This is a genomic window from Streptomyces sp. NPDC002867 (assembly GCF_053591895.1).
The window spans coordinates 66,659-87,107 of the sequence record NZ_JBSFUR010000024.1 but is presented as its reverse complement, the minus strand read 5'-3'; the positions used below and the strand labels follow the sequence as shown (position 1 = coordinate 87,107).

Here is a 20,449-nt window from a genome sequence, read left to right as displayed (position 1 = left end):
GCGCGAAGGGCCGGACCCTGTGGGTCCGGCCCTTCCGCGTGCTGCCGGTCAGGTGGTGGGCTTCGGCGTGAGCTTGTCGAGGTCGAGGCTGATCTCGAACGGCAGGGACCGTTGGAGCGTATGGCGGAAGATCCCTGCCGGCGCGTACGAGCCGGTCGGCTCGTCGAGCTCGCAGACGTGCACGGCGGGGACGGTGTCCTCGTCCTCGATGCACCAGCGTCTGCGTCGTACGGGGCGGTGGTCAGAAGGAGATCCGGCTCCGGGCGGTTGCGGGCATCGAGGCGGATGGTCATCTCCCGTTCGACTTCAATGCCAATCGGGGGTGTGAGCCATGAGTGCCACCGTGAGACCAGTGACGAGGCGGCCCTGCCACGACCGCTGCGGGGACAACACGAAGACGAGTGCTCCGTCGATCAGCTCGGTGTTGGGGAGGCGGTCCAGGTCCTCCGCGAACCAGCCTTCCGCGCGGGGCGGGCGCCTCCAGTCGGGCGAAGCGCCGGCCGAGGACTCGGCGAGCCTGCCGGCGGAGGCTGGAGAGACGCTGGACGCACTCGAGACGTTGATCCGGCGGATCAACCGGACCAACGCCCAGGCGGTCATCGACGGGGGCGGCACCCTCACCGATGCGCTGGCGCGGCGGGATGTGCTGCGCCTGCGCCACGCTGTCATCACTTCGGCGGCCGACGCGGCCGCCGGCCGTGACCAGCACGGCAGGGTCCGGCAGTTGAGATCCGAGCTGAAGATGCTCGCGGCACTCCCGGTCGCGGAGTTGCGCGTGCAGGCGGATGTGCTGGCCCGCGAGATCCGCGAGATCGACGTCCTGATCCAGCGGTCGAACTGGGAGGTCGATCTGCTGGACTGAGCGGTGCCCGGTGTGGAGCAGGTAGTCGTCATGGAGGCGTGCACAAGCCGCGGGCCGGCGGTCAATCCGGCCCTCGCCTGGTGCGTGGAGAGCAGCGCAGGGGTTCGATTCCCCGGATCACACAGCAGCTCAGCACAGCGCACAGGTGACCGTGCACAGCGCACAGTTCACCACCATGTGCAGATCCGGGACGGTGAGGGCGGGATCGGGGTGTCTCCACATCAAGCTGCCGAGCGGCTTCTGTCGCCTCGCGGCTCCCGGCTCGTGGCGGCATGCCGCGCGCAGTCCACAGAATCGAGCTCCGCTCCGCGCGGTGACGGCCACCGAGAGGGCCGCTGCGCCCGTTCCGCCGTTCCGCCGTTCTGCGCGCGCGCAGTGTCCGGACGAGAGCATCCCGGCCGGCCGCTGCTCGGCCGCGTCCCCACGGAACCCGAGCATGCGTTGCCGCGCACGGCACGCGTTCTGAGCAACTAGCGGAGTACGTCTCCGAGTTCCAGGCCGGCGACATGGTGATCAACGACGTCGTCGCGTCCCTCAGCGCTTCGGGGTCCGACCGTGGGCCTCGCGCCGTCGCGTACGACGAGGAGGTCGCCCGCGCGGAGAGTGACCGCAGCCGGCAGTGGCGCGCCCGGGCCGCGAACGGCTGCGGGAGCCGCTGGCACGCCGAGGCGCTCGGCTTCGCCGGAGCGGGGACCGGAACGTGCCTGACGGCGGGAGCTGCTCGCCGCCGGTCCGGTCGGGAGAGGGGCCGCGGGGGTCAGGGGCGAATCCGGGGGTGCAGCCCTCCGGCCGGTCGAGGCGGAACGGGGACCCGGTGCCGTGGGCGTCCAGCCGGACGCCCGCGTGAGGCGGATCGAGGCCGCCACCTCGGCAGGCAGTACCGGACCCGCGGGGCGGCCCGTCCAGTTGGCCGGGCGGCCGGGCGGTCCGGCGCGGCGATCAGTGTCGCACCCGGCCGGCCGGCGAGCTCGACCGCGTACGTCAGCGGTGACCAGCACAGGCCCTGGGCGTAGGTCGGGCGGTCGCACGCGCCAGCGGTGGTCGACGCCCTCGGCGGTGAGCCGCCGCGACCCCTTCGGCACCCGCGTCGTCCCGCGAACGCAGCCGACGCCGGTCCCGGGGCGGGGAGCGGAGCGGGTTGTGACCGGGCCCACGTGACGCGCTTCCGTGAGTGGGTTGTGAATTCCAACCGACCCCGGAATAGTCTCTGCCATGGACGGTTCGGAATTCCAACTCAGGAGGTTGTCGTGCGGGACGCGGTGATCGTCGAGGCGGTGCGTACGCCCGTCGGCAGGGGGAAGCCAGGAGGTGCGCTGCATGAGGAGCGGCCTGTCGATCTGCTCGCGCGCACCCTCGTCGAGCTCGTCGAGCGGGCCGGGATCGACCCGGGGCTCGTCGACGACGTCATCGGCGGGTGCGTGACACAGGTGGGGGACCAGTCGTACAACATCACGCGCAACGCCGTGCTCGCCGCCGGGTTCCCCGAGAGCGTGCCGGGCATGACCGTCGACCGGCAGTGCGGTTCCTCGCAGCAGGCCGCGCACATCGCCGCGCACGGCGTCATCAGCGGGGCGTACGACATCGCCATCGCCTGCGGCGTCGAGTCGATGTCCCGGGTCCCGATGGGGTCCGCCGTGCTGCCGGGCAGCGATCCGTTCGGGCTGCGGCTCGCGGAGCGCTACCCGGGCGGGCTCGTCGGACAGGGCGTCAGCGCCGAACTCATCGCTGCCCGCTGGAAGATCTCCCGCGAGGAACAGGACGCGTACGCCCTGGAGTCGCATCGCCGTGCCGCCGAGGCCTGGCAGCGGGGGGAGTTCGACCGCGAGGTGGCCTGGACCGGGCAGCGCGACGAGAGCGTACGGCCCACGACGTCGGCCGAGGCACTGGCGGGGCTCGGGTCCGCGTACCACGACGCCGCCGTCGCCGAGCGCTTCCCGGAGATCGGATGGCAGGTCACGGCGGGCAACAGCTCACCGATCAACGACGGAGCCGCGGCCGTGCTCGTCATGGGCGCGGACGTGGCGGAGCGGCTGGGGCTGCGGCCGCGTGCCCGCTTCCACTCCTTCGCCGTAGCGGGCGACGATCCGCTGCTGATGCTCACGGCGATCGTCCCGGCGACGGAGAAGGTGCTCGCGCGGGTGGGGCTGTCGATCGAGGACATCGATCTGTTCGAGGTCAACGAGGCGTTCGCGTCGGTGGTGCTCGCCTGGCTGCGCGAGACGGGTGCGGACCACGCGAAGGTGAACGTGCGCGGGGGCGCGATCGCCATCGGGCACCCGCTGGGCGCCAGCGGGGCCCGCATCATGACGACGATGCTGCACGCCATGGAGGACCGGGGCGCCCGCTTCGGCCTCCAGACGATGTGTGAGGCGGGGGGCATGGCCAACGCGACGGTGCTCGAACGCATCTGAGGCAGCGTGGGCATGGCCGGCCCACCGGGGGCTCCCCCCGGTGGGCCTCCGCCGCTGATGGGCCGCGCCTCCATCGCGCCCGTCGTACGCCTCGGTCGCGCCGCCGTCGGGGCTTCACACGTACCCACGCCTCAGTCGTCCGCCTCAGTCGTCGCCGACGAACCCCGTCTTCAGGCCCGCCCCGCACAGGGGGACCACCGCCGTGCGGTCGGTCCACGAACCGGCCGCCGCCCAGCACGCCACGCCCGTCGACTCCACGAACAGGCCCCGTGCCGCCAGGTCCTTCTGCGCCGCGCGGATCTCGGGCTCCGTCACCGTCAGGATCTCGCCGCCCGACTCCCGTACCGCCCGCAGGATCTGCCGGGCGCGCGGCGGGCGGGGGATCGCGATGCCCTCCGCGAGCGTGGGCGTCGCCCGGGCCGGAGCGAGCACGTCCTGCGCGCCCGCGCGGAACGCCGCCGCCAGCGGGGAGACCGCCTCCGCCTGCACGGCGACCAGCGCGGGGCGGGCGTCGATCAGCCCGTGGGCGAGCAGTTCGTCGAGCGCGAGCGCGGCGCCGAGCAGCAGGGTGCCGTTGCCGACGGGCACGACGACCGCCTCGGGGAGCCGACCGCCCAGGTCCTCCCAGAGCTCGTAGACATAGGTCTTGGTGCCGTGCAGTAAGTACGGGTTGTAGACGTGGCTCGCGTAGAAGACACCGGGTTCGCCGGCCGCGGCCCGCGCGGCGGACGCCGTGGCCTCGCGGTCGCCGCGGACCACCTCCAGGCGGGCACCGTGCGCCCGGATCTGCTCGGTCTTCTTCGCGGACGTGCCCTCGGGGACGTACACGGTGCACGGCAGGCCCGCCCGCGCGCAGTACGCGGCGACGGACGTGCCCGCGTTCCCGCTGCTGTCGGCGATCACCCGGCGCGGCCCCAGCCGGCGGGCCAGCTCCGCCAGCATGACCGCGCCCCGGTCCTTGAAGGACAGCGTCGGCATGACGAAGTCGAGCTTCGCCGACACGTTCGCCGTGAGGGAAACGAGCGGGGTGCGGCCCTCGCCGAGGGTGGCCGCGGGCGCGGACAGCGGAAGCGCCTCTTCGTAACGCCACAGCGAATTCACGCGGCCCGCCAGCGCGGAACGGGGAACGGCCGAGGCCTGGAAGTCCAGGTCGAGGGGGCTCCGGCAGTCCGGGCAGCACCAGATGTCAGAATCGACCGGCCAGTAACTCGTGCAATCGGGACAGCGGTAGGTCGTCATGGGCCGCCAGCATGGCAGCCGTGGGGTGCCTGATGGCGGCTGTGTGGCGGTTGCGTTTCACTGCCGCCCGTCCTCTTGTGCGATTCCTATGGATCCGCCAATCTTTCGCTCGGCGGACGGACAAGGGGGGTAGTCGCATTGAGACCGAATCGTTGGCATGCCCCTGTCGTCCTTCTGTCATGACCCCCACAGCAACGCACCACCTATGAGGAGGACCCCTCACATGTCTGTGATGCGTGACTCGCGGCGAAGACTCGCCGCGGCCAGCGCCATAGCCGTCGCCGCGCTCTCGCTCGGCACGGTCTCCGCCCTTCCGGCCGTCGCGGCCGCCGCTGCGCCGGAAGGCGTCATCGAGAACGCCGGTGCCCCCGGCGCCATCAAGGGCAGCTACATCGTCACGCTCGACGAGTCCGAGGCAGACGCGGGCTCGAAGGCGGGCAAGGCTCTCGCGGCCGAGTACGGCGCGAAGATCAAGCGGACGTACGACGCCGCGCTCAACGGCTACTCCGTGCAGCTCACCGAGGCGCAGGCCAAGAAGTTCGCGGCGGACCCGGCCGTCGAGTCCGTCGTGCAGAACCGCGTCTTCAAGATCTCCGGCACGCAGCCCAGCCCGCCGTCCTGGGGCCTCGACCGGGTCGACCAGAGGGCGCTCCCGCTCAACCAGAGCTACACCTACCCCGACACCGCGGGTGAGGGTGTGACGGCGTACGTCATCGACACCGGCGTTCGCATCTCCCACAGCGACTTCGGCGGCCGCGCGTCCTACGGCTACGACGCCATCGACAACGACAACACGGCACAGGACGGCCACGGTCACGGCACGCACGTCGCCGGCACCGTCGCCGGGTCCTCCCACGGTGTGGCCAAGAAGGCCAAGATCGTCGGCGTCCGCGTGCTCGACAACTCCGGCTCGGGCACGACCGAGCAGGTCGTCGCCGGCATCGACTGGGTGACGCAGAACGCCGTCAAGCCGGCCGTCGCCAACATGAGCCTCGGCGGCGGCGTCGACACCGCCCTCGACACGGCCGTGCGCAACTCCATCGCCTCCGGCATCACCTACGCGGTCGCGGCGGGCAACGACGGGTCCAACGCCTCCAACTACTCGCCCGCGCGGGTCGCCGAGGCCATCACCGTCGGCTCCACCACCAGCTCCGACGCCCGTTCCAGCTTCTCCAACTACGGCAGCGTGCTGGACATCTTCGCCCCGGGCTCGTCGATCAAGTCGACCTGGAACACCAGCGACACGGCGACGAACACCATCTCCGGCACCTCGATGGCGACGCCGCACGTCGCGGGTGCGGCCGCGCTGTACCTGGCGGCCAACAAGACCGCGACCCCGGCCCAGGTCTCCTCGGCCCTGACCCTCGCCGCCACCTCCGGTGTGGTGGGCAACCCGGGCACCGGCTCGCCCAACCGCCTGCTGTACGTCGGCGGCGGCAGCACCACCCCGCCCGGACCGAAGTTCGAGAACACCGGCGACTACGCGATCAACGACAACGCCACCGTCGAGTCGCCGATCACCGTCAGCGGTGTCACGGGCAACGCGCCCTCGAACCTCGCCGTCTCGGTCGACATCAAGCACACCTACATCGGTGACCTGAAGATCGACCTCGTCGCCCCCGACGGCTCGCTCTACAACCTGAAGGCCTACGGGTCCGGCGGCAGTGCGGACAACGTGATCAACACCTACACGGTGAACGCGTCGTCCGAGCCGGCCAACGGCACCTGGAAGCTGCGGGTGAGCGACAACGCGCGCTACGACACGGGCAGGATCGACGCCTGGGCGCTGCAGTTCTGAGCTCAGCCCTCGTAGGGACCTGACAAACGGGAGGGGCGGCCGCTCGCGGCCGCCCCTTTCTCCGCGTCAGGATGTCCCGAATGTCTGCCGCCTGCCGCCCGGCGGGCGTCCCATCGTATGATCCGCGCCCGTTCGCAGGAGTTCGGACGACCTCAAGGAGCAACGAGCCGTGGACCCCGCAGCCCCGGGCGGGCAGCCGTACCCTCAGCAGCCGTACGGACAGCAGCCGTACGGGCCGTACGGGCAGCGGCCGTACGGCCCCCGCCCCCAGCCGCCGCAGCAGAGGCCGGGCGTGAACGGCCTCGCCATCGCCGCGCTCGTCCTGGGCATCGTCTGCTGCGTCCCGCCGCTCGGCCTCGTCCTCGGCCTCGTCGCCCTGAGCCAGATCCGCCGCAAGGGGCAGAGCGGCAAGGGCATGGCCGTCACCGGATTCGTGCTCTCGTCGATCAGCACGCTGCTCATGCTGGTCTTCTTCGTGACGGGCGAGGCCGGTGACGCCTGGCGGGGCTTCCGGGAGGGGATGAAGGACGCGTCCCGGACGACGAGCACCTTCGATCTGCGCAAGGGCGACTGCTTCGACATCCCCGGCCCCGAGGTCGGGGAGGAGCTCGAGACGGCGAGCGTCCGGACCGTCGACTGCGACACGGCGCACGACGCCGAGGTCACCGGCGGCTTCACCTTGGACGGAACGGACGGCTACCCCGGCTCGGACGAGGCCGACGCGGAGGTCCAGGAACGCTGCCAGGCGATCAACGACGCGTACGTCGACCCCGCCGCGGTCCCGTCGAACGCCGAGCTGTACTACTACGTCCCCACCGAGGACAGTTGGCGGATCGGTGACCGCACGGTGACCTGCGCGTATGCGGCGAGCGAGGGCAAGCTGACGGGGAGCCTGCGAGGCCGCGCGGCCGCCGACGAGCCGGAGGGCGACGGGGTCGGCGTCTGAGCGCTTTCGAGACCCGGACGTACCGGCGGTAAACCGCTGCCGACCGGCAAATCATCACATCGAGTGAAACTTTGGCCCACACTTGCGGTCAACGACCCACGGTTGCCAGTCTGTTGCTGTCTGTCAACCTGTTGGGAGTGGCCAGTGACATTCGGTGAGCAGCCCGCCTACTTGCGCGTTGCGAGCGATCTGCGGGAGAAGATCGTGAACGGCTCGCTGCCGCCGCACACCCGGCTTCCCTCGCAGGCGCGCATCCGCGAGGAGTACGGCGTCTCGGACACCGTCGCCCTCGAGGCCCGCAAGGTGCTCATGGCGGAGGGGCTCGTCGAGGGCCGTTCCGGCTCCGGGACGTACGTGCGCGAGCGACCCGTTCCGCGGCGGGTGGCCCGTTCCGGGTTCCGGCCGCCGTCGGGCGCGAGTCCGTTCCGCCAGGAGCAGGCGGAGGGCGGGACCCGGGGCACCTGGGAGTCCAGCAGCGAGCAGGAGGGCGCGAACCCGGAGATCGCCGCCCGGCTCGGCATCCAGCGCGGCGACCGGGTCATGCGCACCCGCTATCTGTACCGGGACGCGGGTGAGGCCATGATGATCTCCACCTCCTGGGAGCCCCTGGAGATCACGGGCCGGACGCCGGTGATGCTCCCCGAGGAAGGGCCGCTCGGCGGATGCGGTGTGGTCGAGCGCATGGCCGCCATCGACGTCGTCGTGGACAACGTGGTGGAGGAGGTCGGCGCGCGGCCCGGCCTCGCGGAGGAGCTGCTCGCGCTCGGCGGCGTACCGGGCCATGTGGTGATGGTGATCGAGCGGACGTACTACGCGTCGGGGCGCGCGGTCGAGACGGCGGACGTGGTCGTGCCGGCGGACCGCTACCGGGTCGCGTACCACCTTCCCGTGAAGTGAGGGCGTCGGCTCGGGGTCTGTGACGGCGCGTTCATCGCGGCCAGGCTCCCGTCGCACCAGGGCAACGGGCAGATGCAACAGATTGTGCGATCGGCGCCTCGATCGTCTGTCCCTGATCGCGCAGATCGGCGAGCAGGCCGACTGCCTGCGCTTCGTGCCGGCGAAGACCGAACAGAACAAGCGCCGTTGGAACCTCGCGGTCCTGGCCGAACGTGGGAATCGCCTGGATCGCCGCGGTCGCCGCCGACCTCGTCATCAACAAGCGTCTCGGACTGAGTCCGAAGCACATCGAGTTCAAGCGGGCGTACCTGTACGCGGTGAACCCGGCCGGCTTCGGTGCCATGGTCATCGCGTCGACCGTCTCGATCCTCGCCTTCTTCGGGCTCTTCGGCCGGTACGCCGAGGCGTTCTCGACCTTCATCGCCGCCGGACTCGCCCTGGTGCTCTGCCCGTTGATCGCCTGGGCCACGAAGGGCAGGTAATGCCTGGCCCACCCGAACACGGTGTGCGCAGCCCCGACGCCCCTGCCGCCGAGCTCACCGCCACGCACGACTGCACGGTCTGCGTGACGGCGTACGAGCTCCCCGACATTGCCGACTGCCCCGTCCATTGCGGCCCGATCTGTTCGCTGTGCTGTTCCCTCGAGGCCGCATGCGGTGACGCGTGCCGCAAGGAACCGGCCCGGGAACCCGTCCTGATGCCCCTGCCCACGGTGCGGGCCGGCTGAGGGAGGGCCTGGGCGGGGCAGCGCACGAGCGGGCCTTTCGGGCGGAACAGGGGGCGTATCCAGCCGGATGCGCCCCCTCGCGTACCTCTTTGTGAAAACCCGTATCCGCTCAGTGAAGGTCAGGCGTACGCTTGGGCATATGCTGAGTGGGGTTTCAAGCATCAACTTACGGGCAGGCAGGGCGAGTCGAGGAGGGTCGCGATGAACGACGGCGGCGCCGCGCTCCCCTGGCAGGTCGTCCGCCAGGACGACAACGGCAACCGCTATCGCGTCGGCCGCTACGCCACGCGCGACGAGGCCCAGCAGATAGCGGACACCCTCGACGGCCGAGGCCACAAGCAGCTCTACTCGGTGGAACGCGTCGGGCAGACGGGCCCCTGACAGCGGGCCGCCCGCGAGTGCCCGGTGAGCGGGAGGAGAGATCGTCCCGGGTCCGGGGCGTGCGGGCGCAGTACGCTCCGGCACATGAGTGATCGCGTGGTGGTGGCCGGAGCCGTGTACGACCGAGGGCGGCTCCTCGCCGCTCGGCGCAGCGCCCCCGAGGAGCTGGCGGGCCGCTGGGAGCTGCCCGGCGGCAAGCTGGAGCCGGGGGAGAGTCCCGAGCAGGCGCTGGTGCGCGAGCTGCGCGAGGAGCTGGGCGTGGAGACCGAGCCGATGGAGCGCATCCCGGGTGAGTGGCCGCTGAAGCCCGGCTATGTGCTCCAGGTCTGGACGGTGCGGCTGGTATCCGGCCGCCCCCGCGCCCTGCAGGACCATGACGAGCTGCGCTGGCTCGCGCCCCACGAGAGCGACGACGTCGACTGGCTCGACCAGGACCGGCCCGCGGTGGCGGAGGCCGCGCGCCTGCTGCTCTCGCGATCGGGGAACGGCACGACGCGGACCTGACACACGACCGGGCGACCGCCCGGACCCGGGGCAGGGTTCGGGCGGTTCCCGGGCGCGGGAGTTGGCCGCCCGTCGGGGCCGCCGTGCCCGCGGTGTGGAGGCGGGTCCCGGCATGCGGCGCGACGAGTGCGCCGTACGGGCCACCGTGCTCTGGTTCCCGCCCGTGCCGCGATATTCGGCATCGAATATCGGGTATGTCCTGATTAACCCCATCAAAAGGGTCATTGCTCCCGTGTTCGGTCTGGGGAAGTGATCGGCGTGACCGGCAGCGCAGGCGACAGCGCCGAGTGGACCTTCCCGGCGCAGCCGAACGCCGTGCGGGCCGCGCGCCACGCCGTCCGCGAGACCCTCAGGGCGTGGGGCCTGGACACAGCCGTCGGCGATGTGACCGTGCTGCTGGTCAGCGAGCTGGTGACCAATTCCCAGCGCTACACCTCGGGCCCGATCGGCCTGCGGATGGTCCGCCCCAGCGGCAACGGCAACGCGCCGACCCTGCGGGTGGAGGTGTCGGACCCGCTGCCGGATCCCCCCACCGAGCGGTCCGCCCACCCCGACGACGAGGGCGGCCGAGGTCTGCAACTGGTGGCCTGCACGGCTCGTCGCTGGGGTACCCGGCGGGGCAGGACCGGCAAGACGGTGTGGTTCGAGCTGGCCCTGACGGGTTAGGAGTCTGGAGGGACGACGATCACGGGGGCTCGACCGAAAATGAACGAGACCTCTCTGTGATCGTGAACGCCGTGCCGGTCGGAGCCGTAGTGCTGAATACTGCGGTCATGGCCGGTCCGGTGCGGTGAGCTGGAGGGGACGGTCGCGTGAGCGAGATACCTGGGACGGCGAGCGGTGCCATGTGGCAGACCAGCGCGCCTGGCTCGATCTATGACTACATCAAGGTCGCATCGTTCTCGATCGGCCCCGATGGGCTCGTCGATCAGTGGAGCAAACGCGCCGCGGAGCTCTTCGGCATCACTGCCGAGGAGGTCAGGGGCAAGGACCCGGTCGATGTGTTCATGTCGGCCGACCTCAGGCCACGAGGTCACCGCAAGGTCGCCGAGATCCTGGACGGCAAGGAGTGGACGGGCCTCGTCCCCTTCCGTGTGCCGGGCCAGGACCGCGCCCACGGGCTCGCCGAGATCTATGTGATGCCGAGCGAGACCGAGCGCGGCGAACAGGCCGCGCTGTGCATCGTCGTCGACGTGCGGGCGCTGCGCCGGATCGAGAGCGATCTCGCCGCATCACAGGCCATTTTCGGTCAATCCCCCTTCGGCTTCCTGCTCTTCGGCACGGACCTCACCGTGCAGCGTGCCAACCAGCGCTTCGCCACCGTCTTCGGCGGCGCGGCCGAGGAGCACCGCGGACGCACCGTCGACGACTACCTCTCCCGCCCCGAGGCCCACCGGATGAACGCCGCCCTGCGCCGCGTCCTGGAGACCGGCGAGGCCGTCACCGACCTCCAGGTCGTGGGCACGGCACCCGGCAGCACCGAGCGCAGGCACTGGTCGATCAATCTCTACCGGGTCCACGGCGGATCGGGCCGGCCCGTCGGCGTCGCCGGACTCGGCACCGATGTCACACGGCGACACATGGCCGCACGCGAGGCGGCGAACGCCCGGCGCAACCTCGCCCTGCTCAACGAGGCGAGCGCGCGGATAGGCAACTCCCTCGACCTGGAGACCACCGCCCGGGAGCTGCTCGACGTCGCCGTTCCCGGCTTCTGCGACCTCGCCTCCGTCGACCTCTACCAGGGCCTGCTCACCGGGGACGAGGCACCGCCCGGGCAGTTCGCCGCCGTGCACGCCGAGAGCTTCGGCGGCGGCAGCGCCGAACTGCGCCGGGTCGCCTTCGCCAGCGCCGTGTCCGACGCGCCCCTGATGACCACACCGGACTGCGTGCCCGAGGGCGGCGGGCCCACCGAGGTCGGCGAGGTCCACCGCTACCCGTTCAACTCGCCCTGTGCGAGCGCTCTTCGGACCGCGAGTCCGCAGACCATCCCCGGGCGCGACGGCAGCCTCGTCCAGTCCACGCTCGCCGTCCCGATGGTGGCGCACGACACGGTCGTCGGCCTGGTGCAGTTCGCCCGCGCCAAGGGCAGCGAGCCCTTCGGGGACCGGGACCGGGCGCTCGCCGTCGAGCTCGCGGCCCGCGCGGCCGTCTGCATCGACAACGCCCGCCTCTACCGCAGGGAGCACGAGCGCGCGCTCATCCTGCAGCGCAGCCTGCTCCCGCCCGGCGACCCCGAGGCCGCCGGCCTCGACATCGCCTGCCGCTACCTGCCCGGCACCACGGCCACCGAGGTGGGCGGGGACTGGTTCGACGTCATCGAACTCCCCGGGCACCGCACCGCGCTCGTCGTCGGCGACGTGATGGGCCGCGGGCTGCGGGCCGCGGTCGCCATGGGCGAACTGCGCACGGCCGTACGGACGTTGGCGCTGCTCGACCTGGAGCCGGCCGAGGTGCTCTCCGCGCTCGACGAGATCGCCCGCGGCCTCGGCAGCCCGGGCAGCCCCTCGCAGCTCCGCCGCTCCACGGGAGGCGCCCAGGTCCCGCACCAGGCCTCGCGCAAGTCACGCGAGGCGGACCTCTCCGAGGTCTACCTCGCCACGTGCGTGTACGCCGTCTACGACCCGGTCACCCGGCGCTGCACCTTCGCCAACGCCGGCCATCTGCCACCCGTCCTCGTCGAACCGGGCGAGGAGGCGCTGCTGCTCGACGTACCACCCGGGATGCCGCTGGGAGTGGGCGGCGAGCCCTTCGAGGAGGTGGAGGTCGAACTCCCCGAAGGAGCCCTCCTCGCGCTCTACACCGACGGCCTCGTCGAGTCCCGCGACCACCCCCTCGACGAGGGCCTGCACGCCTTCCGCACGGCGCTCACCGATCCGGGGCGTCCGCTGGAGGACGTCTGCGACCACGTGCTGAGCACGCTGGACACGCGGCACGGCGAGGACGACATCGCCCTCCTCATGGCCCGCGTCCAGGGCCTGCCGGCCGAGTCCGTCGGCGACTGGCGCCTGCCGCGCGAACCGCGCTCGGTGGGCCGGGCCCGCGAGCTGGCGCGGGGGCAGCTCGTGGCCTGGGACCTCGAGGCGCTGGTCGACACCGTCGAGCTGCTCGTCAGCGAACTGGTCACCAACGCGCTGCGCTACGGAGAGGGCGAGATCAGGCTGCGCCTGCTGCGCGACCGGACGCTGGTCTGCGAGGTCTGGGACGCGGGCCTGGTCCAGCCCCGCCGCCGCCGCGCCCGTGACACGGACGAGGGCGGCCGCGGCCTGCAACTGGTGGGCCTGCTGAGCGCGTCGTGGGGCTCCCGACGGACGCCCCGGGGCAAGACGGTCTGGTTCGAACTCCCGCTCCCGGACGGCGGGGGGTCGGCGGAGCCCACGGTGGAGCAGCTGCTGAGCATGTTCTGACGGGGGCGGGCGCCGTTTCCCCACCGGCTCTCCCCTACGGCCTGGCGGCCGTGGGAAGTGCCTCATCCCGTAAGCGGGGGCGCTGCCCCGGACACGACCCCTACGCCCTGTGGGTATGGGGGAGCCCTCAGCTTCACCCTGCGGGTGTGGGGGAGCCGCAGCTAGGCCCTGCGGCGTGAGGAGACCTCCAGCTTCGCCCTGCGGCGTGGGTACCCGCAGCTACGCTCTGCGTCGTGGGGGACTCGCAGCCATGCCCTGTCGGGTGCGGGGGAGCCCCCGCTTCCCCCTGCGGGCGTGGGGACCCATCGCCTCCGTCTCCCCTCCGGCCTGGCGGCCGTGGGTGGCGGCCCGGCGAAGCGAGGGGGGAGTGCCCCCAGCGGGGCTGCCGTGCAGCCGTCCGGCGGTCCCTGCAGCGGCGCCGCCCCTACCGTGACTTCAGCGCCGCCAGCCTCGCCTCGATCTCCGCGCTGTCTCCCATCGCCTCCAGCTCCTCGAACTGCGCGTCCAGCGACGACGCCGCCAGTTCCCGCTTGCCCAGCGCCCGCGCCTCCTCGCGGCGGACTTTGTCCTCGAAGCGGCTCAGCTCGCTCGTCGGGTCCAGCACATCGATGCTCTTCACCGCGTCCATCATCCGGTTCTGCGCCTGCGCCGACGCCGCCCGCGCCACCAGCTCGTCCCGCTTCGCCCGGAGCTGGGTCAGCTTCGACTTCATCTGCTCCAGTCCGGACCTCAGCCTGTCCACGACCTCCGTCTGCGCGGCGATCGTCGGCTCCGCAGCACTCGCCTCCCTCTCGGACCGGAGCTGCCTGCCGAGCGCCACCTTCGCCAGGTTGTCGAACCTGTCCGCATCGGCCGACTGCCCCGCGGCGCGCAGCTCGTCCGCCTTACGGCTCGCCGCGAGCGCCTTCCCGCCCCACTCCTTGGCGGCCTCCACGTCCTCCCGGCGGTCCTGTTCCATCAGCCGCAGGTTGCCGATGGTGGCCGCGATCGCCTGTTCCGCCTCGGCGATGTTGTCCGTGTAGTCGCGGATCAGCTGGTCGAGCATCTTCTGCGGGTCCTCCGCCTGGTCCAGCAGCGCATTGAGGTTCGCCTTGGCCAACCGGGCGACCCGTCCGAGGACGGTCTGCTTGGTCATCGCACTCTCCTTGAACGCCGTACGGTCGGGATCGGAGCAGGGTCAGAAACGGCCACCGCCCATCCGTCCCCGCGTGCCCCCGCCCCCGAAGCTCCCGGGCGCCCCGCCTCCGAAACCGCCCCCGAAGCCCCCACCGCCCCCGCCCCTGCCCCCGCCGCCCAGCATTCCGCCGAGGATGATCCCGCCCAGCACGGCACCGCCCAGTCCGCCCCCGTCCAGGCCCCCGCCGCCGAAGGCGCCCCCGAAGCCGCCGTGACCCGGGTAGCCCCGTACGTCGTTCTCCGCCAGCGACTGCGCCTGCCGCGCCAGCGCGTCCGCGTTCTGGGCCTCGGCCAGCGCCGTCCGGGCGTCGCCCTCGCCCAGCGCCCGGGCCCGTTCCAGCCGACGCTGCGCCTCCGCGAGCCGGGTGCGGGCCTCGCTGCCGACCGCGCCGCGGTGGGTGACGATGTAGTCGGCCGCAGCATCGGTCGCCGCGCGCGCGCCGAGCAGGGCCCGGTCCAGCAGCGCGCGGGCGCGCAGCGTCCCCTGTTCGCTTTTCCGGGCCTCCGCCAGAGCCTCGTCGAGCGCGGCGTCGGCCTCCTCGACCCGCCGCAGCGCGTCGATGGGGTCGTACGGCCCCGCATCGAACTCCTGCCGCACCTCGGCCGACACCATCTCCGCGCGGGCGACCCGCCCCCGCAGCGCGGCGGTGGACACGCCGTCCGCGGTCCCCTCCAGCAGCCCGCGCGCCTCCGCCAGGTCGGCCTCGGTCTCGGTGAGCGCCCCGGGGAGTTTCCCGGCCGCCTCCGCCAGCTCCTGCGCCCGCCGGTCGACCGCTTCGACGAGCCGTACGGCCTGGGCGACCGCGCCTTCGGCGGCGCGTACGTGGACGGCGGCCGTGCCGTTGTCGCCGCCCTCGACGGCCTTGCGCGCCTGTCCGAGACTGTTCGTCGCGAACTCCAGGCGGTCCTTCGCCTGCTCCACGTCGTCGGAGACCGGCGCGGACGCCGTCGACGCGTACCGTTCGCGCATCACGCCCAGGGCGGCCTCCGCGCTCACCATGCGCCCGCTGACGTCGTCGAGGGCGGCCTCGGCCGCGGCGAGCGCCTGGGGGGCGTTCTGTTCGAGGGCGCGCAGCCGGTCGAAGTCCTCGGACTCCGCGTCCAGGCGGCGGTTGGCCTCCGCGCACCTGGCGAGGATCTCGTCCAGCATCCTGCGCCGGGTCGCGTCGTCCTCGGGGTAGGCGTCGTCGAGCTGCTGCCGCAGCCGGAACGCCGCGGTGAGTTCGTTCCTCGCGTGCTCGACGGCCGCGGTGAACGGACCGGCCGCCTCCTCGCCGAACTGCGCGACGGCGAAGCCCAGTTCCTCCTGGCTGGTGCGCAGCGCGTCGTCGGTGTCCACGAGGGTCCGCTTCGCCGCGGCGTCGAGTTCGGGAAGCGGTCTCTGCCGCGGTTTCCCCCAGCCCTCCTGGCCGCCCTGCGGTGTCGTACGGGTCGCCGTGCGCCGCCGGCGCCTGGCGTACGTGTAGGCGGCCAGCGCGGCGGCCCCGCCGAGCACCGCGACCGGCAGCACCAGGTCGCCCGCGCCCGTCCCGGCGCCTTGGTCCGCGCCGGGATCCGCGACGCCCGGGGTGACGGCGACCTCGGGCACCGGCCGGCCGGCAAGTACGGCGCCGTAGCCCTCGGCCGCGCCGATCGCCGCGCCCGCCCAGTCGTTCTGCCGCAGCGCGGGCTCGACGCCCCTGGCGGCGACCTCGGCGAGCTGGGGGTCGGTCAGGCGCGAGGCGTCGTCGACCCAGTACGCGTACTGCCGGTCGTGGGTGGCGACGGCGAGCAGGGCGTCGCTCTGTCCGAGGCCGTTCCGGCCGGCCGTCTCGCCGGCCCACTGCTGTGCGCCGAGGCCCGAGAAGTCGCGGACGTACACCACGAACAGCTGGAGCCGCTGCTCGTCGTAGAGCCGGTCCAGTGCCTGTACGACCTGCGGCTCCCGGTCCCCCAGGGCGCCCACCCGGTCGGTGATCTGCCCCTGCCGCGACAGTTCGACGGGGTCGTCGGCACGGACGCCGGGGGCGGCGGGCACGACCAGCCACCACGCCGCCACCAGCACGGCGAGGGCGGCCCGGGTGGCTCTTCGTGTCACATTCGGGAGGCTATGCCCGGTCCGGAACGCCCGCGACCGCACGCCCGCCGCGGGAACTCCCTACTCTTGCTGCCCGCCGACCGGTATCCCCGGGCCGCCTGGCTCGTCGACGCCGTCCACCGCACGATGCCGTGCGGAGCGGTTCGGTGACGTGCCGATTGACATCACTCGATCGCCTCGTCCTTCCGCCGCTTGATCCTGCTCCCCAGCCACACCAGCGGGTCGTACTTGCGGTCCGCCGCGCGCTCCTTCAGCGGGATCAGCGCGTTGTCGGTGATCTTGATGCCCTCCGGGCACACCTCCGTACAGCATTTGGTGATGTTGCAGTAGCCGAGGCCGTGGTCGTCCTGGGCCGTCGTCTTCCGGTCGAGGCCCGCGGTGGACGCCGCGTCCAGCGGGTGCATGTCCAGTTCGGCGACGCGCATCAAAAAGCGGGGGCCGGCGAAAGCCGCCTTGTTCTCCTCGTGATCGCGCACCACATGGCAGGTGTCCTGGCACAGGAAGCACTCGATGCACTTGCGGAACTCCTGCGAGCGCTCCACGTCGATCTGCTGCATCCGGTACTCGCCCGCCGCAACGCCCGGCGGCGGCACGAAGGCGGGGACCTCGCGCGCCTTCTCGTAGTTGAAGGACACGTCGGTCACCAGGTCCCGCACGACGGGAAACGCCCGGAGCGGGGTGACCGTGATCGTCTCCTCGCGCGAGAACACCGACATCCGGGTCATGCACAGCAGCCGCGGCCGGCCGTTGATCTCCGCGCTGCACGATCCGCACTTGCCCGCCTTGCAGTTCCAGCGGACCGCGAGATCGGGGGCCTGGGTGGCCTGGAGGCGGTGGATGATGTCGAGAACGACCTCGCCGTCGTTCACCGCGACGGTGAAGTCCGTGAGCGCCCCGCCGTCCTGGTCGCCCCGCCACACCCTGAAGCGGGCGTCGTACGTGCTCATTCGGTCAGCTCCTCTTCGGCGAGGTACTTGACCAGCTCCTCCTTCTCGAAGAGGCCGAGCAGGTCGGGTCGGATGGGCTCGGTCGTCGTGCGTTCCAGGACGATCCGGCCGCGCTCGGGGTCGGTGGCCGCGACGTCTCCGCCCGGATCGGCGAGCCGGCACACCAGGTTCACCCGGCGCCAGGAGCGCTCCATCGCGGGGCAGTCCTCGCGGGTGTGGCCGCCGCGGCTCTCGGTGCGCTCCAGCGCGGCCCGTGCGATGCACTCGCTGACGAGCAGCATGTTCCGCAGGTCCAGGGACAGGTGCCAGCCGGGATTGAACTGCCGGTGCCCCTCGACCCCGGCCCGGCGCGCCCGCACCCGCAGCTCGGCGAGCTTGTCGAGCGCCTGCTCCATCTCGCCCGCGCGCCGGATGATCCCGACCAGGTCGTTCATCGTCTGCTGGAGTTCCTGGTGGAGCGTGTACGGGTTCTCCGGCGTCGCCCCGGGCTCGGCCCCCTCCGCGCTGAACGGGCGCAGTGCCTCGGCCGCCGCGGCGTCGATCTGGGCCTCGTCCACGACCGGGCGGACGGCCTGGCCCTCGGCGTACTCGGCCGCGTACAGGCCAGCCCGCCTGCCGAAGACCAGCAGGTCGGAGAGGGAGTTCCCGCCGAGCCGGTTGGAGCCGTGCATCCCGCCCGCCACCTCCCCGGCGGCGAACAGGCCGGGGACCCCCACCGCGGCGGCGGTGTCGGACTCGACGGCGATCCCGCCCATCACGTAGTGGCAGGTGGGCCCGACCTCCATCGCCTCGGCGGTGATGTCGACGTCCGCCAGCTCCTTGAACTGGTGGTACATCGACGGGAGCCGGCGCCGGATGACCTCGGTCGGCATCCGGGTCGACACGTCGAGGAAGACGCCGCCGTGCGGGGAGCCGCGGCCGGCCTTCACCTCGGCGTTGATGGCGCGGGCCACCTCGTCGCGGGGCAGCAGCTCGGGCGGGCGACGGTTGTTGTCCGGGTCGTCGTACCAGCGGTCGCCCTCGTCCTCGGACTCGGCGTACTTCTCCTTGAACACGTCGGGGATGTAGTCGAACATGAACCGCTTGCCCTCGGAGTTGCGCAGCACCCCGCCGTCGCCGCGCACCGATTCGGTGACGAGGATGCCCTTCACCGACGGCGGCCAGACCATGCCGGTCGGATGGAACTGCACGAACTCCATGTTGAGCAACGGGGCCCCCGCCAGGAGGGCCAGCGCGTGCCCGTCGCCGGTGTACTCCCACGAGTTCGACGTGACCTTGAAGGACTTGCCGATGCCGCCGGTGGCCAGCACCACGGACGGCGCTTCGAGGGTGAAGAAGCGGCCGGTCTCGCGCTCGTAGCAGAAGGCCCCGGCGACCCTGTCGCCCTCCTTCAGGCTGTGTTCTTTCAGGATTCGGGTGACCGTGCACTCCTGGAAGACCTTGAGCCGGGCCTCGTACTCCCCGAACTCCTCCTTGTCCTCCTGCTGCAACGAGACGATCTTCTGCTGGAGCGTGCGGATCAGCTCCAGGCCGGTCCGGTCGCCGACGTGCGCGAGGCGCGGGTACTCGTGGCCGCCGAAGTTGCGCTGGGAGATCCGGCCGTCCTTCGTGCGGTCGAAGAGCGCGCCCCAGGTCTCCAGCTCCCACACCCGCTCGGGCGCCTCCTGGGCGTGCAGCTCGGCCATACGCCACTGGTTGAGGAACTTGCCGCCGCGCATCGTGTCGCGGAAGTGGACCTGCCAGTTGTCGTGTTCGTTGACGTTGGCCATGGAGGCGGCGATGCCGCCCTCGGCCATGACGGTGTGCGCCTTGCCGAACAGGGACTTGCAGACGACGGCCGTACGCGCCCCCCGCTCGCGCGCCTCGATGGCGGCGCGCAGACCGGCGCCGCCCGCGCCGACCACGACGACGTCCCACTCCTGCCGTTCGAGCTGTGTCATGTCGGATGGCACCTTCCCCTAGAAGAAGCGCGGATCGTCGAAGGCGCCGGACGCGACGAGGTAGACGTAGAGGTCGGCGAACGCGACGCTGAACAGCGAGGCCCAGGCGAGCTGCATGTGCCGGGCGTTCAGCGTGCCGACCCAGCTCCACAGGCGATAGCGCACCGGGTGCTTGGAGAAGTGCCGCAGCCGGCCGCCGACGATGTGCCGGCAGGAGTGGCAGGAGAGGGTGTACGCCCAGATCAGCACGATGTTCACCAGGAAGACGAGCGTGCCGAGGCCCATGTGTCCCCAGGCGTAGTGCTCGTCGCGGAAGGCGAGCACGGTGTCGTAGGTGAGGATCCCGGCGACGGGCAGCGCCGCGTAGAAGAAGTACCGGTGGATGTTCTGCAGGATCAGCGGGAAGCGCGTCTCGCCGGTGTACTTCGTGTGCGGCTCGGCGACCGCGCAGGCCGGCGGCGACGCCCAGAAGCCCCGGTAGTAGGCCTTGCGGTAGTAGTAGCAGGTCAGCCGGAAGCCGAGCGGGAAGATCAGGATCAGCAGGGCGGGCGACAGCCCCCACCAGCTCCCGAAGATCTCCCAGTTGGGTCCCGCCCGCATCGGCACGCAGTTCTCGGCCAGACAGGGCGAGTAGAACGGCGAGACGTACGGCGCCGCGTAGTAGTCGGCGTTCGCGAACGCGCGCCAGGTCGAGTAGACGATGAAGGCGAGCAGTCCGGCGGTGGTGAGGGCCGGGGCGAGCCACCACCGGTCCGTCCGCAGATGGCGGGGGCCGATGGCGGCGCGCGTCCGCCCGTGCACGCCCTTGTGGATTTGTGGTGGTTCGGTACCTGTGGCCAACGAGGACTCCGGGTGGAGTGGGATCGGGTGAGGTCCGGGGGGTGCGTGCCTGTCAGGGCGCGTGCCGGTCGCGCGCGCCCAGCCCCTCGTCGTCCGTGTCCGTCCACAGAGCGTGGTTGTACGGGGTGTCCGGGATGGTGACCAGCTCGGGGCGGCTCGGCTCCTTCGGTCGGCCGCCGGGCTCGGCCCGGCCCGACACCCGCAGCTGATCGACGGTCCGCTCCAGCTGCCCGACGCGCTGGACCAGCTCGTCGATGCGCTGCCGCATCGCCGTCATCTCTTCCTGCTGGGACATGACGT

16 protein-coding genes and 2 pseudogenes are annotated in these 20,449 nt (G+C 71.9%); 10 read left to right on the top strand and 8 right to left on the bottom strand.

All coding sequences use genetic code 11. The annotated features are described in order from the left end of the window. Nucleotides 1-48 precede the first annotated feature (48 nt). Nucleotides 49-441: pseudogene (locus ACWD0A_RS22680) on the bottom strand (Uma2 family endonuclease). On the opposite strand from ACWD0A_RS22680, the gene ACWD0A_RS22675 reads away from it, so the two are divergent. Together ACWD0A_RS22675 and ACWD0A_RS22670 are read left to right on the top strand one after the other, a co-directional pair. Next, entirely contained in the window at nt 422-862 is a 441-nt protein-coding gene (locus tag ACWD0A_RS22675; protein ID WP_451300748.1) for a DIP1984 family protein, read from the top strand. The pseudogene ACWD0A_RS22680 and the gene ACWD0A_RS22675 overlap by 20 nt on opposite strands. Nucleotides 863-2,109: 1,247 nt before the next feature. Further along, on the top strand, nt 2,110-3,273 hold the full coding sequence (locus ACWD0A_RS22670; protein WP_451300746.1) for a thiolase family protein: 1,164 nt from the start codon (nt 2,110-2,112) through the stop codon (nt 3,271-3,273). 144 nt (nt 3,274-3,417) lie between these two features. Here the strand turns inward: ACWD0A_RS22670 and ACWD0A_RS22665 are convergent, their stop codons facing one another. Then, entirely contained in the window at nt 3,418-4,512 is a 1,095-nt protein-coding gene (locus tag ACWD0A_RS22665) for a threonine synthase (RefSeq protein WP_451300744.1), read from the bottom strand. A 223-nt stretch (nt 4,513-4,735) separates the two neighbouring features. Between ACWD0A_RS22665 and ACWD0A_RS22660 the strand changes: the two genes are divergently transcribed. From ACWD0A_RS22660 to ACWD0A_RS22625, 8 genes and pseudogenes are all read left to right on the top strand, one after another. After that, complete coding sequence (locus ACWD0A_RS22660; protein ID WP_451300742.1) at nt 4,736-6,310, top strand: S8 family peptidase; 1,575 nt, start codon at nt 4,736-4,738, stop codon at nt 6,308-6,310. A 169-nt stretch (nt 6,311-6,479) separates the two neighbouring features. Then, nucleotides 6,480-7,256 carry a DUF4190 domain-containing protein gene (locus tag ACWD0A_RS22655; protein WP_451300740.1) on the top strand — a complete coding sequence of 259 codons (777 nt, stop codon included), beginning with the start codon at nt 6,480-6,482 and terminating at the stop codon, nt 7,254-7,256. Between the two features lie 144 nt (nt 7,257-7,400). After that, entirely contained in the window at nt 7,401-8,153 is a 753-nt protein-coding gene (locus ACWD0A_RS22650) for a GntR family transcriptional regulator (protein ID WP_451300738.1), read from the top strand. 203 nt (nt 8,154-8,356) lie between these two features. Then, nucleotides 8,357-8,880 (top strand): annotated as a pseudogene (locus ACWD0A_RS22645) (hypothetical protein); the annotation flags it as partial. 201 nt (nt 8,881-9,081) lie between these two features. Next, a complete protein-coding gene (locus ACWD0A_RS22640) occupies nt 9,082-9,261 on the top strand; it encodes an SPOR domain-containing protein (RefSeq protein ID WP_307713611.1) in 180 nt (59 codons plus the stop codon). Nucleotides 9,262-9,345: 84 nt separating this feature from the next. Continuing rightward, a complete protein-coding gene (locus ACWD0A_RS22635; protein WP_451300736.1) occupies nt 9,346-9,765 on the top strand; it encodes a (deoxy)nucleoside triphosphate pyrophosphohydrolase in 420 nt (139 codons plus the stop codon). 249 nt (nt 9,766-10,014) lie between these two features. Further along, complete coding sequence (locus tag ACWD0A_RS22630; protein ID WP_451300734.1) at nt 10,015-10,431, top strand: ATP-binding protein; 417 nt, start codon at nt 10,015-10,017, stop codon at nt 10,429-10,431. Between the two features lie 146 nt (nt 10,432-10,577). Beyond that, a complete protein-coding gene (locus ACWD0A_RS22625; RefSeq protein ID WP_451300732.1) occupies nt 10,578-13,169 on the top strand; it encodes a SpoIIE family protein phosphatase in 2,592 nt (863 codons plus the stop codon). Nucleotides 13,170-13,593: 424 nt separating this feature from the next. Here ACWD0A_RS22625 and ACWD0A_RS22620 read toward each other — a convergent pair whose 3' ends face one another. The 6 genes from ACWD0A_RS22620 to ACWD0A_RS22595 form a co-directional block, all read right to left on the bottom strand. Further along, nucleotides 13,594-14,304, bottom strand: coding sequence for a PspA/IM30 family protein (locus ACWD0A_RS22620; protein WP_451300730.1), 711 nt, complete (start codon nt 14,302-14,304; stop codon nt 13,594-13,596). A 42-nt stretch (nt 14,305-14,346) separates the two neighbouring features. Continuing rightward, a complete protein-coding gene (locus ACWD0A_RS22615) occupies nt 14,347-16,422 on the bottom strand; it encodes a TPM domain-containing protein (protein WP_451300728.1) in 2,076 nt (691 codons plus the stop codon). A gap of 164 nt (nt 16,423-16,586) precedes the next feature. Next, complete coding sequence (locus ACWD0A_RS22610) at nt 16,587-17,369, bottom strand: succinate dehydrogenase/fumarate reductase iron-sulfur subunit (RefSeq protein WP_451300726.1); 783 nt, start codon at nt 17,367-17,369, stop codon at nt 16,587-16,589. Then, nucleotides 17,366-19,309, bottom strand: coding sequence for a fumarate reductase/succinate dehydrogenase flavoprotein subunit (locus tag ACWD0A_RS22605; RefSeq protein ID WP_451300724.1), 1,944 nt, complete (start codon nt 19,307-19,309; stop codon nt 17,366-17,368). The genes ACWD0A_RS22610 and ACWD0A_RS22605 overlap by 4 nt, the downstream gene beginning before the upstream one ends. Nucleotides 19,310-19,327: 18 nt before the next feature. Beyond that, a complete protein-coding gene (locus ACWD0A_RS22600) occupies nt 19,328-20,149 on the bottom strand; it encodes a hypothetical protein (protein ID WP_451300722.1) in 822 nt (273 codons plus the stop codon). Between the two features lie 52 nt (nt 20,150-20,201). Beyond that, nucleotides 20,202-20,444, bottom strand: coding sequence for a hypothetical protein (locus tag ACWD0A_RS22595; RefSeq protein ID WP_177150674.1), 243 nt, complete (start codon nt 20,442-20,444; stop codon nt 20,202-20,204). Between the last annotated feature and the right edge of the window lie 5 nt (nt 20,445-20,449).

Coding starts and splice junctions, on each gene's coding strand:
- ACWD0A_RS22605 (WP_451300724.1), bottom strand. CDS start 19,309: ATGACACAGCTCGAACGGCAGGAGTGGGACGTCGTCGTGGTCGGCGCG.
- ACWD0A_RS22595 (WP_177150674.1), bottom strand. CDS start 20,444: ATGTCCCAGCAGGAAGAGATGACGGCGATGCGGCAGCGCATCGACGAG.
- ACWD0A_RS22640 (WP_307713611.1), top strand. CDS start 9,082: ATGAACGACGGCGGCGCCGCGCTCCCCTGGCAGGTCGTCCGCCAGGAC.
- ACWD0A_RS22610 (WP_451300726.1), bottom strand. CDS start 17,369: ATGAGCACGTACGACGCCCGCTTCAGGGTGTGGCGGGGCGACCAGGAC.
- ACWD0A_RS22635 (WP_451300736.1), top strand. CDS start 9,346: ATGAGTGATCGCGTGGTGGTGGCCGGAGCCGTGTACGACCGAGGGCGG.
- ACWD0A_RS22665 (WP_451300744.1), bottom strand. CDS start 4,512: ATGACGACCTACCGCTGTCCCGATTGCACGAGTTACTGGCCGGTCGAT.
- ACWD0A_RS22620 (WP_451300730.1), bottom strand. CDS start 14,304: ATGACCAAGCAGACCGTCCTCGGACGGGTCGCCCGGTTGGCCAAGGCG.
- ACWD0A_RS22660 (WP_451300742.1), top strand. CDS start 4,736: ATGTCTGTGATGCGTGACTCGCGGCGAAGACTCGCCGCGGCCAGCGCC.